General features: G+C 61.2%; 16 protein-coding genes. 5 read left to right on the top strand and 11 right to left on the bottom strand.

The features are described from left to right. Nucleotides 1-1,125 (top strand): alanine dehydrogenase, encoded by a 1,125-nt coding sequence (ald, locus tag V7747_RS05185; protein ID WP_335614995.1) that lies wholly within the window; start codon nucleotides 1-3, stop codon nucleotides 1,123-1,125. Here ald and V7747_RS05180 read toward each other — a convergent pair. Continuing rightward, nucleotides 1,086-2,015, bottom strand: a complete 930-nt coding sequence (locus tag V7747_RS05180; RefSeq protein ID WP_335614994.1) for an acyltransferase — start codon at nucleotides 2,013-2,015, stop codon at nucleotides 1,086-1,088. The genes ald and V7747_RS05180 overlap by 40 nt on opposite strands. Before the next feature lie 213 nt (nucleotides 2,016-2,228). On the opposite strand from V7747_RS05180, the gene lnt reads away from it, so the two are divergent. Continuing rightward, the gene (gene lnt / locus V7747_RS05175) at nucleotides 2,229-3,866 is read left to right on the top strand and encodes an apolipoprotein N-acyltransferase (protein WP_335614993.1); all 1,638 of its coding nucleotides are present in this window, start codon (nucleotides 2,229-2,231) and stop codon (nucleotides 3,864-3,866) included. Here lnt and V7747_RS05170 read toward each other — a convergent pair. From V7747_RS05170 to V7747_RS05155, 4 genes are all read right to left on the bottom strand, one after another. Next, entirely contained in the window at nucleotides 3,856-4,443 is a 588-nt protein-coding gene (locus tag V7747_RS05170; RefSeq protein WP_335614992.1) for an HdeD family acid-resistance protein, read from the bottom strand. The genes lnt and V7747_RS05170 overlap by 11 nt on opposite strands. Before the next feature lie 27 nt (nucleotides 4,444-4,470). Continuing rightward, the gene (locus V7747_RS05165; protein WP_335614991.1) at nucleotides 4,471-6,216 is read right to left on the bottom strand and encodes an amidohydrolase; all 1,746 of its coding nucleotides are present in this window, start codon (nucleotides 6,214-6,216) and stop codon (nucleotides 4,471-4,473) included. 168 nt (nucleotides 6,217-6,384) lie between these two features. Then, nucleotides 6,385-7,608 carry an NAD(P)/FAD-dependent oxidoreductase gene (locus tag V7747_RS05160; RefSeq protein WP_335614990.1) on the bottom strand — a complete coding sequence of 408 codons (1,224 nt, stop codon included), beginning with the start codon at nucleotides 7,606-7,608 and terminating at the stop codon, nucleotides 6,385-6,387. Nucleotides 7,609-7,618: 10 nt separating this feature from the next. Continuing rightward, nucleotides 7,619-8,146, bottom strand: a complete 528-nt coding sequence (locus tag V7747_RS05155; protein WP_335614989.1) for an RNA methyltransferase — start codon at nucleotides 8,144-8,146, stop codon at nucleotides 7,619-7,621. A 131-nt stretch (nucleotides 8,147-8,277) separates the two neighbouring features. Here V7747_RS05155 and V7747_RS05150 point away from each other — a divergent pair, with 131 nt between their 5' ends. Continuing rightward, the gene (locus V7747_RS05150) at nucleotides 8,278-8,517 is read left to right on the top strand and encodes a VF530 family protein (RefSeq protein ID WP_335614988.1); all 240 of its coding nucleotides are present in this window, start codon (nucleotides 8,278-8,280) and stop codon (nucleotides 8,515-8,517) included. Here V7747_RS05150 and V7747_RS05145 read toward each other — a convergent pair. Beyond that, on the bottom strand, nucleotides 8,514-8,969 hold the full coding sequence (locus tag V7747_RS05145) for a YqaA family protein (protein ID WP_335614987.1): 456 nt from the start codon (nucleotides 8,967-8,969) through the stop codon (nucleotides 8,514-8,516). The two genes, V7747_RS05150 and V7747_RS05145, sit on opposite strands and share 4 nt — an antisense overlap. Nucleotides 8,970-9,188: 219 nt before the next feature. On the opposite strand from V7747_RS05145, the gene V7747_RS05140 reads away from it, so the two are divergent. Both V7747_RS05140 and gtfA read left to right on the top strand, forming a co-directional pair. After that, entirely contained in the window at nucleotides 9,189-10,397 is a 1,209-nt protein-coding gene (locus tag V7747_RS05140) for an MFS transporter (RefSeq protein WP_335614986.1), read from the top strand. Between the two features lie 113 nt (nucleotides 10,398-10,510). Then, nucleotides 10,511-11,953 carry a sucrose phosphorylase gene (gtfA, locus tag V7747_RS05135; RefSeq protein ID WP_335614985.1) on the top strand — a complete coding sequence of 481 codons (1,443 nt, stop codon included), beginning with the start codon at nucleotides 10,511-10,513 and terminating at the stop codon, nucleotides 11,951-11,953. 17 nt (nucleotides 11,954-11,970) lie between these two features. Here the strand turns inward: gtfA and V7747_RS05130 are convergent, their stop codons facing one another. The 5 genes from V7747_RS05130 to V7747_RS05110 all read right to left on the bottom strand — a co-directional run bounded on the left by V7747_RS05130 (nucleotide 11,971) and on the right by V7747_RS05110 (nucleotide 16,034). Then, on the bottom strand, nucleotides 11,971-12,576 hold the full coding sequence (locus tag V7747_RS05130) for a glutathione S-transferase family protein (protein WP_335614984.1): 606 nt from the start codon (nucleotides 12,574-12,576) through the stop codon (nucleotides 11,971-11,973). A gap of 60 nt (nucleotides 12,577-12,636) precedes the next feature. Further along, entirely contained in the window at nucleotides 12,637-13,419 is a 783-nt protein-coding gene (locus tag V7747_RS05125; RefSeq protein ID WP_335614983.1) for a sulfite exporter TauE/SafE family protein, read from the bottom strand. Nucleotides 13,420-13,518: 99 nt separating this feature from the next. Next, on the bottom strand, nucleotides 13,519-14,238 hold the full coding sequence (locus V7747_RS05120; protein ID WP_335614982.1) for an extensin-like domain-containing protein: 720 nt from the start codon (nucleotides 14,236-14,238) through the stop codon (nucleotides 13,519-13,521). A gap of 3 nt (nucleotides 14,239-14,241) precedes the next feature. Then, on the bottom strand, nucleotides 14,242-15,051 hold the full coding sequence (locus V7747_RS05115; protein ID WP_335614981.1) for a metallophosphoesterase family protein: 810 nt from the start codon (nucleotides 15,049-15,051) through the stop codon (nucleotides 14,242-14,244). After that, entirely contained in the window at nucleotides 15,048-16,034 is a 987-nt protein-coding gene (locus V7747_RS05110) for a diacylglycerol/lipid kinase family protein (RefSeq protein WP_335614980.1), read from the bottom strand. The genes V7747_RS05115 and V7747_RS05110 overlap by 4 nt, the downstream gene beginning before the upstream one ends. Nucleotides 16,035-16,166 lie beyond the last annotated feature (132 nt).

The raw sequence follows: 16,166 nt of genomic DNA, 5'->3' as shown, positions 1-16,166 counted from the left end.
ATGCATATTGGCGTTCCGAAAGAGATCAAGAACCACGAGTACCGCGTTGGCCTGATTCCGCAATCGGTGCGGGAGTTGGTGCGCCGTGGCCATCGCGTGTTTGTCGAGCACGATGCCGGTAGCGCGATTGGCTACAGCGATGCCCTCTATCAGCAGGCGGGCGCTGAGCTGCTGCCGGTGGACGAGGTATTTGCGCAGGCCGACATGCTGGTCAAGGTAAAGGAGCCGCAGCCCGAGGAATGTGCACGGCTGCGCCCCGGCCAGATCCTGTTTACTTATCTGCACCTGGCGCCCGATCGAGCGCAGACCGAGGCCTTGCTGGACAGCAACGCCATCTGCATTGCCTACGAAACCGTAACCGATGCGCAAGGCCGTCTGCCTTTGCTGGCGCCCATGTCTGAAGTGGCCGGCCGCATGGCCATTCAGGCCGGGGCTGGTTGCCTGGAGAAGGCCCGCGGTGGACGCGGCGTACTGCTGGGTGGGGTGCCGGGCGTGCCGCGAGGTAGGGTAGTGATTCTGGGCGGCGGGGTGGTCGGCAGCAACGCCTTGGCGATGGCGGTGGGCTTGGGCGCCGATGTCACTGTGCTGGACAAGAACCCGGACGCGCTGCGCCGGCTGGATGCGCAGTATGGTAATCGCATCAATACGCTGTATTCCACCGGCGCCACGCTGGAAGAGCAATTGTTGGGCGCCGATCTGGTCATCGGCGCTGTGCTGGTGCCGGGCGCGGCGGCGCCCAAGTTGATCAGTTCCGAGATGATCCAGCGTATGCAGCCCGGCTCGGTACTGGTGGATGTGGCGATTGATCAGGGAGGCTGTGCGGAAACTTCCACCCCGACCACCCACGCAGAGCCAACCTATGTGATTGATGAGGTAGTGCATTACTGCGTGGCCAATATGCCGGGTGGGGTGGCCCGCACTTCGACGCAGGCGCTCAACAATGCCACGCTGCCCTTTGTGCTGGCGCTGGCCGACAAGGGCGTGAAGCGAGCACTGACGGAAGATGCGCATCTGGCGCAAGGGCTCAATCTGAGTGGCGGCGTGCTGTGCAATGCCGAGGTGGCACAGGCGCTACAGTTGCCCGTTCAGCCCTTGTCGACGGTAATATCGGCCTTGCCGGCCTGAGCGGCAATGGACTGGCGCAGCGTGTCGATACGGCGGTCTTTTTCCTGCCACAGCTGGCTGACCCAGTGTTGGAAGCGCGCGCGGTATTCAGCGTCCTGACTATAATCGCCGTGAATCAGATCCGCCGACAGGGAGCGCCCGCGAATATCCACGGTGATCCGCGCTACCCGACCGCTGACCAGTTGCCAGAAACCGGGGGGGCGTTCACCCGGATAAATAATGGTCACGTCTAGCACCGAGCGCATTTGCGCGCCCAGCGCAGCAACCACGAAGGCGATGCCGCCCGCCTTGGGTTTCAGCAGATGCCGGTAAGGCGATTGCTGCGCTTGTTGTTTGGCCGGGGTAAAGCGGGTGCCCTCAAGGTAGTTGACTACCGTGACGGGCAGCTGTTGAAACTTCTCGCAGGCCTGACGGGTGATCTCCAGATCCTTGCCCTGATCTTCCGGGTGTTTGGCCAGATGCGCCTTGCTGTAGCGCTTCATGAAGGGGTAGTCGAGCGCCCAGAACGCCAGACCGAGAAAGGGCACCCAGATCAGTGCGCGTTTGAGAAAGAATTTGAAGTACGGCGTCTTGCGGTTGAAGGCGTTCACCAGCGCCGGGATGTCTACCCAGGACTGGTGGTTGCTGATGACCAGATAAGAGTGGTCCTTCTCCAGCGGGGTGTCGCAGTGCACCTCCCAGATCGTAGGCAGCAGGGCGTGAAAAATGGCCTTGTTGAGTTCCGCCCAGGTTTCGGCAATCCACATCACGCCGCGGGAGCAAAGGCGGCGCAGCCCGGTGTGGGGGATAACGGCTTTGAGCACACCAAGGATCAGCATGGGGCCAATGCCGACCAGGGTGTTGAGCAGTATCAGCAGGCAGGTCAGCATGCCTGTCAACCAATGGGGCATAACACGCCTCCAGTGTCTAGCGAAGTGCCAAGGATAGCGGGTTTTATTCGGCCGGTGCCAGTCTGCGATCAAGCGGAAAATTCACCCTATCAGGTGATGTTTTGCTATCGGTAGCGATTCTATTGTCAGGGCTGGTTTTAGGCCCCATGGTCTGCGGCGCGCCGGTCTGAGCAGTCGGGCTGAATCAGCCGCTGAATAATAACAAGAGGTTTCATGTCGCCGTTTGATACTCCGTCCGCGACGCTGACAACACAATCCCTGGTGCCGGCCAAGCGCGCGCGCGCGGTTGCCTGGAGGACGCGAGCGTTACTGGCCATAGTCAGTGGGTTGATGATGTATGCACCCTGGGTCAACCCCATGCTGTTCTGGACCGGCTGGCTCGCAGGTGTGCCGTTACTGTACGCGCTGCGGGATACCCGTTTGCCAGCGGCCTTTCTGCTTGGCTGGCTGGCGGGGGTGCTGTGTTTTGCTGGTGCCAGCCACTGGATGATCGGCTTCATGATGCATCTCAAGGGGCTCTCCTGGCTGGTCAGCGCCTTTCTGGCGTCGCTTTTCTGGCTTTACACAGGGTTGGCTGTCGGCTTTGCCTGCCTGCTTTACCGTTGGTTTTCGTTTCGACTGCCGCGCTGGGATTTGCTCAGCTTCCCGTTGATTGTGGTGAGCGTCATGACGCTCTTCCCACAACTGTTTATTACCGACTTCGCCGAGGGGCAGGCGCGTTTTCTGGTGGCGCTGCAGGGCGTTGATCTGATTGGCGCGCAGGGACTTAACCTGATCATGCTGCTTTTCAGTGTGCTGTTGTTTCAGCTGCTGCAAGCGCAGCACAGCCAGGGCCGCGCTGCGGCGTTGGGCATGTCGGCGGCGGCACTCGTTATTCTGCTGTGGTTTGCCTATGGTTTTTATGCTCTGTCTTACTGGGATTCGCAGGTACGCAACTGGGAGACCACCCGTATTGGCCTGGTTCAGCCCAATGACGCGCCAAGCCGGCGTATTCCAGCACCGCGCGAGGGTTTCACACGGGAGTCTCCGGAAGAAATGGTAGCCAGCCGCCGGCTGGCCAAGGCCGGCGCACAGTGGGTAGCCTGGCCGGAGGCGCGTTACAAGGGTTATTACGATATGTTCACCGTGCGCCAGGGCTACACCAAAGAGGTGGGTAGCTGGGGTGTGCCGCTGTTCTTCCATGATGTCGAGAATCGCTGGATAAATGCGGAGAAGGTCAGCTTCAACACGGTGGCCTGGCTCGACGGCAAAGGGCAACTGGCTGGACAGTACCGCAAGGTCAAGCGCATGCCCTTTGGCGAGTACCTGCCACCGTTCTTTCAGCTGCCGGGCGTGGGGTATATCACGCGCCTGTTCATGGGCGATTACCTGCGACCGCTGGGCGCCGGGAGCGACCATCAGGTATTTTCTGTCGGCGATATGCGGGTGATTCCCAAGGTCTGTTATGAGACTGCGTTTCCGCAGTTTGTGGCGCAATCGATTGGTAGTGATGCCGGCGGCAAGCTGCTGCTGTTCCTGTCGCAGGACAATTGGTTCGGCGAGACCTCGCAGCCTTTTCAGCACCGTGACATGTCGATCGTGCGCGGGGTAGAGAATCGCGTACCTATGGTGCATCTGATCAACAATGGTCCTTCGGTCGCCACCGCGCCCAGCGGTCGCGTGGTCGCCAGTACACAGGCATTTTCACGAGCTGAGCGGCTGGTCGACATGCCCTTTGACGCCCAGGCCGGCGGCAGCTTTTACAGCCGCCACGCCCTGTGGGTGCAGCGCGGTCTTTATGCTGCGCTGGGCGTTCTGTTGCTGGTGGGGTTGCTGTTGGGTCGTGGCAAGCGTCGCGCGCTCAGCGGCTGACGGCGCGGGCGGCTAACGCCAGCATCACGTAGGCGCAGCCATGTACCAGCATTTCTATGGCGACCAGCATGCCGATCAGCCAGAGTGCCGATGCTGGCCACTGCAAAAAAATCATGCAGGCCAGCAGCAATGAGATGGCGCCGGCAAAGACCAGCCAGCCCCAGCTCGCGCCACTGCCGCGCAGCTGCAAGCCAAGAAGGATGCGTACCAGACCAATTGCGAAAAAAGCCGCGGCGAGCAGCAAGGTGATTACCGCGGAGCCAGCCAATGGCTTGCTGACCAGCAGAAAGCCGCCCAGCAGGTAAAGCACGCCCATCAGACCGCTGATCAGCCGGCCGCTAGCGTGCTTGCTGCGGATCGCATCGACCAGTTGCAGCGCGCCACCCGCCAGCAGCATCACGCCGAATACAAATACCGTAGCAATGGTCAGGGTGACGCTCATGCCCAGCCCGATAAAGCCGAGCACGATGAATAGAATACCCAGCGCCAGCAGCCAGCCCCAGTTGCGTCCAAGGTCGCCAAGCAGGGCGGGTACCGATGCGGTCGCGGCCGCCGCGGATTCGTAGTCTGGTTTCATGTCGATGCCTCCTTGTCTGGCGTGTGCTTAGGGGTAGGTTGTCTGGAACAGGGTTTCGCCTTCCTTGATGGTTTCCAGCACTTTGACGCCGAGCAGTTGCTCGCGCTGCAGGGTGACCGGGTTGTGCGACAGGATCACCAGATCAGCTAGCTTGCCCTTTTCGATTGAACCCTTGCTGTGCTCCTCAAAGTGCTGGTAGGCCGGCCAGATGGTCATGGCCTTCAGTGCGGTGAGTGCGTCCAGACGCTCCTCCGGGCCGAGAATCAGGTTGCTGCGGGTTACCCGGTTGGTGGCGCTGTGCAGAATGCGCATGGAATCGGGGAAGGTAACGGGTGCATCCGAATGGATGCTGAACTTCATGCCTGAGCGGTAGACCGCGCCGGTCGGTGAGATGAATTTGGCCAGCTCCGGACCCGCCACTGAATCGCGATGCCAGTCACCCCAGTAGAACGTGTGCATGGGGTACAGCGAGGGGAAGATGCCCAGGGTCGCCAGCTGCGGAATCTGGTCCGGGCGCAGATACTGGCCGTGGATTAGCACAGTGCGGCGGTCGTCTACTTCCGGTATTTCACGCTGTACGGTATCGGTCAGACGGATCAACTGGTCGATGGCGGCATCGCCGTTGGCGTGCACCATCACCTGCCAACCATTGGTATAGGCCATTTCCATCAGGCGCCTGGCTTCGGCGTCATCGGCGAACAGCGGGGCGCCGCTGTAGTCGTCATGCTCGTGGGCTGGTGGCTGGAAGTAGGGGTGGGTAAACCAGGCGGTCTTGCCCTGCGGCGAGCCATCGAAGGTCAGTTTCACGCCGCCGATACGGAAGTGGTCGGTGTAGGTACGCGACATCAACGGGCTGTCGAGCAGTGGGTTTTCCAGATTGACGACCAGATCGGGATAGGCGACCACATCCGCTTTGAAATAGCCGGCTTTGGCGGCCTGTGCCAGGCCTTGTAGAGTGCCGGGCGAGGTACGGCCATCCTGAATGGTGGTAAAGCCGTTGGCCAGATAGATCTGCTGGGCCTTGTTGAGCATGTCGATGCGCTGCTCAGCGGTGAATTCGGGCAGCAGCTTCAGCAACGCAGAGATGTGCGCGTTCTCCGCCATCAAGCCGTTAGGCGTGACGCCATCTTCCTCGCGGTAGATGGTACCGCCTTCCGGGTCAGCCGTGCTGGCATTGATGCCCAGTACTTCGAGCGCCTTGCTGTTATACACACCTAGATGACCGGACTGATGAATGGCCATGATCGGCAGCGTGGTGGACACGGCGTCGAGCTCCTGGCGGGTCGGGTGGCGTTGCTCCAGCAGTTGCGAGTCGTCGTAGTTGAAGCCGATCAGTACGCCATAGTCCTGCGCGCGGGTATTGGTAGCCAAGTACTGCTGCAGTGCGGCCTGCAGAGCCGCGATCGAACTCCCGGGGCCGTCGGGTGGTGGCAACAGGTTGGCGGCAATCGCCTGTACGCCGACAAAGGAGAGATGGCTGTGGGCGTCAACGAAGCCCGGAATCAGCGTGTGCCCGTTGAGGTTGCGTAGCTGTGTCTCAGCACCGCGAAAATCTGCTTCGAGATCGCGGCGGCTGCCGACCCCGACGATGATGCCGTTATCCACGGCGACCGCTTCGACGTTGGGATAAGTGTCGTCCATGGTGAGAATGGGGCCGCCGTAGAAGATGATGTCGGCTGGGTCTTCAACCGCGGCCAGGGTGGCACTGCACAGGCAAAACGTACTGATCAGGGTGGCCAGCGGCAGGTGGGCCAGGCGGGGTATGGCAGTCATGCGTGCTCCTTGTCTGGAAATGGCAATTCCGGTTGCTGGGGACGGCGCAGCGCAGTACTGCGCGCAGGCAGCTGATGAATGTGAGTCAGTGTAGACAAGACTGGCGGGTTCGGCTGCGAATTGCGCCGGCACGAGTGCCTGATAAGGCGTCTGGAATGGACTTTCTGCCTAGGCGAACTGCCCGGCAGTGAAGCCCGATGACCAGGCCCATTGAAAGTTGAAGCCACCAAGATGGCCGGTAACGTCGAGCACTTCGCCAATGAAAAACAGCCCGGGCTGCCGTTTGGCTTCCATGGTCTTGGAGCTGACGTCGTCGGTATCCACGCCGCCCAGGGTCACCTCGGCGGTGCGATAGCCTTCGGTAGCTGAGGGCTTCAGACGCCAGGCATTGAGCTGTTGGCCAATTTCGCCCAGCTGGCGATCACTGAACTCTGCCAGCGCGGTGTCGTCATCGCGCGGCCACCACAGCGGCTGCAGCTCTGCCACCAGGCCTTTCGCCAGCAGTTGGCCAAGGCGGGTTTTCAGCCGGCTGCGGGGCTGCTCGCGCTTGCCCTGCAGCAGCCAGTTGGCGGCATCCACACCCGGTAGCAGATCAATGCAGATATGGTCACCCGGCGACCAGTAGTTGGATATTTGCAACATAGCCGGGCCGCTGATGCCGCGATGGGTAAACAACATGGCTTCGCTGAACGACTGGCCGTTGCAACTGACCTCAATATCCAGCGCCAGGCCCGACAGGCGTTCACAAACCGGTTTCATGGCGTCGCTGAACATGAAGGGCACCAGACCGGCCTGGCGGGGAATCAGCTTGAGCCCAAACTGCTCGGCCAGCTCATAACCAATGCCGGAACCGCCCAGGGTCGGTACCGAGAGCGCTCCGGTGGCGACCACCAGTGAAGTGCAGGTCAGGCGCCCGGCGCGGCCGTTGTGCTGCAGGTGCAGGCGATAGTGCTGAACGTCATCGCCAGCCAACGCTTCCAGCCGCTCCAGCTCGCACTGGGTGCGGATTTCCACGCCGGCGCTGATGCACTCGTCTTCCAGCATGGCAACGATCTGCTTGGCGGAGTCCTTGCAGAACAGCTGGCTGTGCTTGCGCTCTTCGTAGGCAATGCCGTGTTGTTCAACCAGAGCAATGAATTCCCACTGGTTGTAGCGTGTGAGCGCTGATTTGCAGAAATGCGGATTGCGCGAGAGAAAGTTGGCCGGCTCCACCACTTGATTGGTGAAGTTGCAGCGTCCGCCACCGGACATCAGGATCTTCTTGCCGATCTTGTTGGCGCGCTCCAGCACCAGCACCCGGCGACCGCGCTGCGCGGCAGTAAAGGCGCAGAACAGGCCCGAGGCACCGGCGCCAAGCACAATCACGTCAAAGTCGGCAGGGGAGTTGGACACGCTGGGGGCTCTACGCAGGGGTGGCTGGTTTGGCGCGGATTCTAACATTGTTGTTGGTATCGCGGCTGCGCCGGATCAGGGCATCGCCCTGTTCATGGCTCGGGTCCTTGCACAGGCGATCATAGAGCACCAGATTCACTGTCGCGGCCAGGTTCAGGCAGCCCTGAGTGGGGATGTAGACCACCGCATCGGCGCGGTCGATCAGCGTCTGATCCAGGGTGCCGTCTTCCGGCCCGAAAAGATAGATGGCCTGGGCCGGGTGCTCGAACTGCGGCAGCGCTACGGCGCCTTCGACCAGTTCGATGCAGACGACCTGCAGGTCGTCTGGCAGGTCATCCAGCAAGGATTCCACTCGGTTCGCGGGGATGCGTCTGGCCACCTGTTGGGTGTCGGTGCTGTACTGTGCCGCGCGGTCGTGGCGGGTGCCGGTATAGCGCACGGCCGTGGCATTGAAGCAACCAGCGGCGCGCAGCACAGCGCCCATGTTAGTCGGGCTCTTGGGGTTGCTCAGGCCAATAATTATCTGGGTTTCGTTCATTGCATTTTCCATGCGGGCCGGCATTGACAGCCGCCTGGTTGGGACTGGGCAAGCGGCGTAGGGGGAGTAGAATACAGGCTTTCACCGCCAGACTCAGCGTGCTGGCCGCCGCCACTCATCAGGATGTCTTCATGCCGCAGGAACCCAGCGAAAGCAAACACCCAGATCCGTTGCACGGAGTGACACTCAAGGCGATAGTGACCGAGCTGCAAGCGCAGTACGGCTGGGAGGAGCTGGGCCGCCGCATTCCAATCAACTGCTTTCTCAGCCAGCCGAGCATCAACTCCAGCCTGAAGTTTCTGCGCAAGACGCCTTGGGCACGCAGCAAGGTGGAGGCGCTGTATATCGAAACACGGTCCTCCTGCGGCTAGCTGACGGTCTCGGCAGGCATCCAGCCCAGCGTAGCGGCGGCCAGCAATAGATAACGCGCGCCTTTGGCCAGCGTCACGATCAGGGTGAAGCGCCAGAGGGGTTCGCGCATCAGGCCCGCAACGATGGTCAGCGGATCGCCGATAAAGGGCGCCCAGCTCATCAGCAGCGACCAGTAGCCCCAGCGATGGTAGACAGCCTGGGCACGGTGCAGCTGCTTGGGTTTGATTGGGAACCAGCGTTTGTGTTGCAGGCGCTCCAGATAGCGCCCCAGCACCCAGTTGAGGATCGCGCCCAGCACATTGCCGGCGGTGGCCACCAGCAACAGCAGCGACACCGGATAGTGGCCCTGCAGCAACAGGGCTACCAGCGCAAACTCCGATTGCAGCGGCAGCACGGTCGCCGCGCCCAGCGCGATCAAAAAGAGTCCTGCGTAACTTGTCAGCTCCCACATGCGCCAGACTCCCCGGTTAAGTTGGGCCAGCATACCGGACTGCGTCGCCCCTCGCTGGTGCGGCAGCAGATCATCCTGATTCCCCGTACTGAGACAGGCGAAACAAACCGCGTTGCGGGCAATTGCGCAAATTGTTGCCGAATCTGTCTGTGTGGGGTTCACCTGCGCCGTTAAAGCGCGAATAATCGGCGGCTTTGCTCATTTGTGTCAGGAGCCCTGATGTCCGACCCGTCGCTGGAATCTGTCTCTCCCCTTGCCGAAGCACCGGTCAAAGCCGCTTCCTGGCTGATTCTGCTGGCACTGGCCGTTGGCGGCTTTGCCATCGGCACCGGCGAATTCGTGATCATGGGGCTGATGCCGGACATGGCGCGCGACCTGCAGGTCAGCGAGCCCCAGGTAGGCCACGTAATCAGTTCCTACGCGCTGGGTGTGATGGTCGGCGCGCCGATACTGGCTATCTTTGGCGCGCGGTTACGGCGGCGCCACCTGCTACTGTTGCTGATGCTGTTTTTTGCCGCCGGCAATATCGCCAGCGCTCTGGCGCCGGGCTATCACAGCCTGATGCTGGCACGGTTTGTCGCCGGGCTGCCGCACGGCGCCTACTTTGGCGTCGCGGCGCTGGTCGCCGCTTCGCTGGTGGCACCGAACAAGCGGGCTGCGGCGGTGAGCCAGGTGATGCTGGGACTGACCGTGGCCATTCTGATCGGCAACCCGCTGGCCACGGTGTTGGGGCAGTCGATCAGTTGGCGCTATGCCTTTGTGGCCGTGGCGGTGATTGCCCTGCTGACGGTGCTGATGGTCGCGCTCTTTCTGCCGCACGATGCCGAGCACAAGCCGAGCAACCCACTGACTGAGTTGCAGGCGTTCCGCCGTCCACAGGTCTGGTTCGCCCTGGGGATTGGCGCTATCGGCTTCGCCGGGATGTTCTGCGTGTTCAGCTATCTGGCCATGACTTTGCTGGACGTGACCCGCGTTGAGCGCGGTATGGTGCCGCTGGCGATGGCCGCGTTCGGGTTGGGCGCCATCATTGGCAACCTGGCGGGCGGCTGGCTGTTCGAACGGCTGCAGTTCCGCGCCGTGGGTGTGGTGCTGGTCTGGAGCACACTGGTGCTGCTGCTGTTTCCGCTGGCAGCGCAGGCGCTGTGGAGTATTCTGCTGGCTTCGGTAGCAGTGGGCACCATGGTGGCGCTGTCACCGCCGCTGCAAACGCGTCTGATGGATGTGGCCGCCGATGCGCAGACGCTGGCAGCCTCGGCGCATCATGCGGCCTTCAACATTGCCAATGCCTTGGGCCCCTGGCTGGGTGGGATGGCGATTGTGGCCGGGTTCGGCTGGACCTCAACGGGTTATGTCGGCGCGGCAACCGCGGTGGGTGGCCTACTGCTGTATTGGCTGGCGCAGCGGCATGAGCGTAGCAACCCGCTTTAGGGACGGCTCAGGTTTGGCGCGCGGCAGGGCAGGGCGCGCTTTTTGCAGTAGTAGGTCTACCCGGCTAAGGTGGTGGGCAGTCGGGTTTTATTCTCTGCAAAAGGATGCCGCCTGTGTCGTTACGCAACGCCGTTCAACTGATCTGCTATCCGAATCGGATCGGCAGTGACCTCAAGGATCTGCATAGCACCCTCAATAAACATCTCTCCGATGCCATTGGCGGGGTGCACATACTGCCGTTTTTCCCCTCCAATGCCGATGGCGGATTCTCCCCGCTGACCCACAAGGAAGTAGACCCGGAGTTCGGTGACTGGGCCGATATCGAGCGGTTGGCGGCTGACTATGATCTGTGTTGTGACCTTACGGTCAATCATATCTCTGACGAGTCTGCGGAGTTTCTCGATTTCATCGAGAAAGGCTTTGAATCAAAGCATGCCGAGCTGTTTGTGCACGTTGATCGCTTCGGTGAAATCACCCCGGACGATCTGGCGAAAATCCATATCCGCAAGGAGAAGGAACCCTTTCGGGAGGTGACCTTTGCCGACGGCAGCAAAGGCCGCGTGTGGTGTACTTTCACCGAGCGACAGATTGATCTGAATTACGAATCGCCGCTGACCTACGAGCTGATGGAAGACTACATCCGCTTTCTCACCGAGCGCGGGGTAAAACTGCTGCGGCTGGACGCTTTTGGCTACACCACCAAGCGCATCGGCAGTAGCTGTTTTCTGGTCGAGCCCGACGTTTACCGGATTCTTGAATGGATCAACGAGGTCGCGCTGCGCCATGGTGCAGAGTGCCTGCCCGAGGTGCACGACCACACCAGCTTTCAGTACGCGATTGCGCGGCGCAACATGCACCCTTACGGCTTTGCCCTGCCGCCGCTGATGCTGTATTCACTGCTGGACGCCAACAGCACCTATCTGAAGAACTGGTTGCGCATGTGTCCGCGCAACATGATTACCGTGCTGGATACCCACGACGGCATCTGCATTCCTGATGTCGAGGGTGTGCTGCCGGACGACAAGATCAAGGGGCTGATCGACAACATCAACGAGCGTAGTGCCGATCCCATCCTGCGCCGCTCGGCCGCCAAGGTGAACAGCGTTGGCGCTATCTACCAGTTGACCTGCACCTTCTACGACGCCCTGATGCAGAATGACGATGCCTACATTGCCGCGCGCGCTATCCAGTTTTTCTGCCCCGGCATTCCGCAGGTCTACTACGTGGGGCTTTTGGCCGGTTGCAACGACGAGGAGCTGATGCATCAGACCGGTGAGCTGCGTGACATCAATCGGCATTACTACAGCCTTTGGGAAGTCGATGAGGCCATCGAGCAGCCGGTGGTGCAGCGGCTGCTGAAGCTGATGCGCTTTCGCAGCAATTACCCAGCCTTTGATGGCCGTTTCGAGCTGAATTACTCCAACGATACTAGCGTCGCTATGGCTTGGCGACATGGCGAACATTACTGTCATTTGACCGTCGACCTGCGCTTCAAGACCGCGCGCATACGTTATCTGGATGAGCACGATCTGAGCGAACAGACAATGGAATGCTGAGAGGCTGGCTGCCGGGCTCAGGCGCCGTTGAGTCGGTCTGAGGCGATGTTGGCCGGTCGTGCGTAGGCGCGCTCGACATAGCGCTCGAATACCGGACGCTTCTCGATGGTGTCGAACATCATGCCCCAGCCGAGCTGCGATGCAATATACACGTCGGCTGCAGTGAACAGTTCGCCGCAGATCCAGGGGCCCGGCTGCAGGGCGATCTCCAGCGCGTTCAGCGTGTCGGCATAGCTGCCAAAGCCGGCCATCCGGCTGCTGCCCTCGGGCACTTCCCAGCCAAGATTTTTTGCCGTCACGGCGGTTTCCAGCGGTCCGGCGGCAAAGAACAACCAGCGCAGGTAATTGGCGCGACGCGGGTCGTCGACCGCCGGCGCCAGGTGATTTGCCGGAAAGCGGTCGGCCAGATAGGCGCAGATAGCGGCGCACTCGGTCACCACGGCCGCGCCGTGCACCAGCGCTGGCACCTTGCCCATCGGATTGATGGCGAGGTATTCGGGGCTTTTCATCTCGGCGCCGTAGGCCACCCATACGGTTTCGTAGGGCGTGCCGGTTTCCTCCAGCATCCAGTGCGCGATGCGCCCACGCGATTGGGCGTTGGTGTACAGGGTGAGGGTGGTCATGCGGGGCTCCTTGGCAGGCGGTTGAGTTAGGTCAGCATAGCCGCCCTGCCGGGAAAATCCTCAACCAGCGACTATCTGCCACAGACCAATGCAGCTGATTACCAGCAAGGTTATGCCCAGCATGCGGAAGAACTTGCTGGTTTCACCCTTGAGCATATGGTCATGAAAGCGCAGGCCGATGAAGTGGCCCACGGTGACACAGGGCAGCAGCCACAGGTGGTGGATGAGCTGCAGGTCGACTCCGGCGTAGATAAACGCGGCCATCTTGATGGCGACCAGGATGAACCAGAGTGCGAACAGGGTATCGCGCAGTTTTTCCTTGGCGATGTGCTGCGCCGCGACTGCGATGATCAGTGGCGCGCCGATCAGCGAGGTACCGCTGACATAACCGCCGAGCATCAGAAACAGGGTGTCGACCACTTTGCTGTTGCTGCGAAAGGGCCGGTTCAGAATGTAGGACACCGAGTAGGTGCCGACAATGCAGAAAATGATGATGCTCATCACGCTGGCGGGCAGCGTGAGTAGACCCAGAACGCCGATCATCTTGGGCACTATCATGATGCCCAGCATGCGCCACAGGTAGCGCCAGTCCACCGTACTGTCGCGCACTTCGCCATCGGCTTGCGGCGCGCGTTTGCGGTTGTTCATGAAAATGGTCAGTGACGAGAAAATCAGCAGGTGCGCGGCGATGAGCGGCAAAAACACCAGCGGATCGTTATCGACCAACAGCAGAAACGGCAGCGACAGCACCGCCCCCCCAAACCCCAACCCCGAGCGTACAAAGCCACTCCAGACGAAAATCAGACCGATCAGAACGAGCTGGTACAACGAGAGGTCAGACATGGGGCTCCGTGACGGATGGCAGGCAGGGCGGGCGCCCAGTTTAGCTGCCGCCGCCGGAGGCCAACAATGGCGGATGTTGCAACAGTGCGGTGCGCGTCCTTAGCGGCAGAAGCCGAAGTTGCGGTTGTCCAGATGGAAATGGTTGGCGTGCGGCGCGTTGTAATCCGGGCCCAGCACGGTGCCGAAATAGTCGCAGGCGGCATCGTGAGCCTCGTGCAGAAATTGCGATTTGTTGGCGGCTTTCTCGTTGCTCCAGTCGCGCAATACACTCACCTGCACGCCACTGCGAGTAGTAAATCCGGCTACATCAAAGGCGGCGGCGCTGGCATGCTCGCTACGCCGGGCGTTCTCGCGGTGGTAAATATTGCGGCAGGCAAAAGTGCCAAAGTGCTCGATGCGCGCCAATGGCGAGCCCAGATGCTGTTCGGCCAGCGGTTGCAGACGCTGGCGCTCGAACATCAGCCAGCTGGCTGTGACCGGGCAGGTGAGGGTGAAGGGCGCGTTGAAGCCGATGCTGGTGCGTTGCACACGTACCACGTTGCTCAGCGGGCAGCCGGCGACGGGGGTGTAATCTTCCAGCGGCGTGTGTTGTAGCGCCTCTGCCCCAGCGGTTTCCAGCAGGGCCAGGCATTGTGCTGGATTGTCCTGCAGGCGTAGCAACTTCCAGCGGGTAATCGGGGTCATTCGGTCGTCCAGGCGCAGCGGTTCGCGTGGGTCCCATTCTGGCGGCAGTTGCCACCAGGGTTGCAACAGGGCGAACAGGCCAAGCAACAACAGTAGGCAGAGAAAAGCGGAGAGTCCGGAGCGGAACAGGCGCAAGGCTCAATCGCTCCGGTGCAGCGCCAGGTCGGTTTCGCTGAACAGCTCAAACGCGTCCTGCTCGGCGCTGTAATCCCAGCGTTCTACGCTGCACTCATGCAGGCCTTGGTGGCACTCATGGCGAATCAGGTTCACCGAATTGGGAATACTGCCGCGTACGCGCTGCGATACAGCAGTGCCCGCCTGCGCCGTCCAGCCGGTGCGGGGGCTGTGTTTGCCGCTTAGCGGACGAATGTAGGGCAGGTGAATATGCCCGGCCAGCAACAGGTCCAGGCCGGCGTCTACCCATTCAGGTATCGCTTGCGCGCGGCCAATCAGCAGGTTGGACTGGTCGGACTCTTCAATTGCGCGAACCGGGTGATGCTGCATCACGATGCGCAGTTGCCCCGGTTTGGCCTGCCTCAGAAGTGCGGCGACGCGAGATATCTGCTGCTCGGTGACTTCACCGTTCTTGTGTCGGGCCGGCTTGGTCGAGTTGACGCTGACCACCAGCAGCTGATCTGTTTCCAACACCGGCTCGAGGTCGCTACCGAACTCGCGCATATAGTTGCGATAGGGGTGAAACAGCCGAGCAAACAGATGGATGATCAGCGGAATGTCGTGGTTGCCAGGCACCGTCAATACCGGTGCCGGAAGCTGGTCGACAAAGGCCCGCGCGGCGGCAAACTGGCTGGGCCGCGCCCGCTGGGTGATGTCGCCGCTGAGCAGAATGTGGTCAGGTCGCTGCTGCTGTGCCAATCGCAACAGTGCAGCCGGAACACGGCTCTGCTCGGTACCGAAATGGGGGTCGGAAATATGCAGCAAACACGTCATGCGCGCTCCCGTTGGCTGTCGTCGCGGGGTACCAGCAGGGGCAAGCGTGTATCTGGCACGCAAAACTCCAGGGGGGCGCGCAGCCAAAATATCTCACCATCCATGGCGACCTTGATGCGCCGCCGCGCCGGACCCATGCGCACTGTCATTTTTTTGAAGCCGAAACTGATGAGGTTCTCGGCCTCGCCCATGCGGCTGAGCAGCCCGCGAGCGACCAGGCCGTACAGCGCGAGCGTACTCAAGGGTTTGGCGGTCATGGCGACCAGGTGGTCGCGCTGCAGCTCGACCTCCTTGTGTACACCGATGTGCTCCAGCTGCAGGGCGTTGTTGCCGACCACTATCGTCTGCGTGCGCAACCGCCGGGTGTTGCCCTCGAAATCAAGGGTAACCGATAACTGGCGATGCGCGCGGAACAACGTTACCAAGGCAGACCAAAGGGCCACCCAGCGGCTGCGGCCATAGCGCTGCTTGTAGGCTTCACGATCCTCCAGCAGGGTCGGGTAGAGGCCCAGGCTGGCGTTGACCAGAAATACCCGATCATTCAGTTTGCCCACCTGCACCGGTTCGATGACGGCGTCGAGCAGGCAGCGAGTGGCGGTTTCGGTATCCTGCGAGATGCCGTAGGTGCGGCCAAAATAGTTGAAGGTGCCTTGCGGCAAGATGGCAAACGGCAGGCCGGTGCCCAGCACCTCGTTGCTGACGGCGTTGAGGGTACCGTCGCCGCCGGCAGCGACCACCACCCCGCGGTTCTTGCGGGCCAGCTCAACCGCCTTGCGTGCGGCGCTTTCCAACTTGGCGCCGCCGTCCACCTCGATCAGCTCGAATTGACGCCCGGCCGCGGTCAGCACGGCGCTGATGCTGTCCTGCACCTCGTTGCCCTGGTGCTTGCCGGAACCGGTATTGAGTACGATGTAAAAGGTCTCGTCGCCGCGTAAAACGGGCAAGGGCGGGCTGTCTGATGCGGCGCTACGGGTGTGAGGCATGCCGTTCCCCTGGCTGAGGTAATCAATTGGCGGGCAACGAAACGGCTGCGCCGACATAAACGGGACTGTTGGCTATTAGGTAGGGCGTTGCCTTTATGGTTCCCTCTCCGGGCCTGGCGTCGCCCATACCCT

Source organism: Halopseudomonas sp. (assembly GCF_036960865.1).
GTDB lineage: Bacteria > Pseudomonadota > Gammaproteobacteria > Pseudomonadales > Pseudomonadaceae > Halopseudomonas.
Note: the sequence above shows the minus strand (reverse complement) of the source record. Positions and strands in the feature narration are given on the sequence as shown.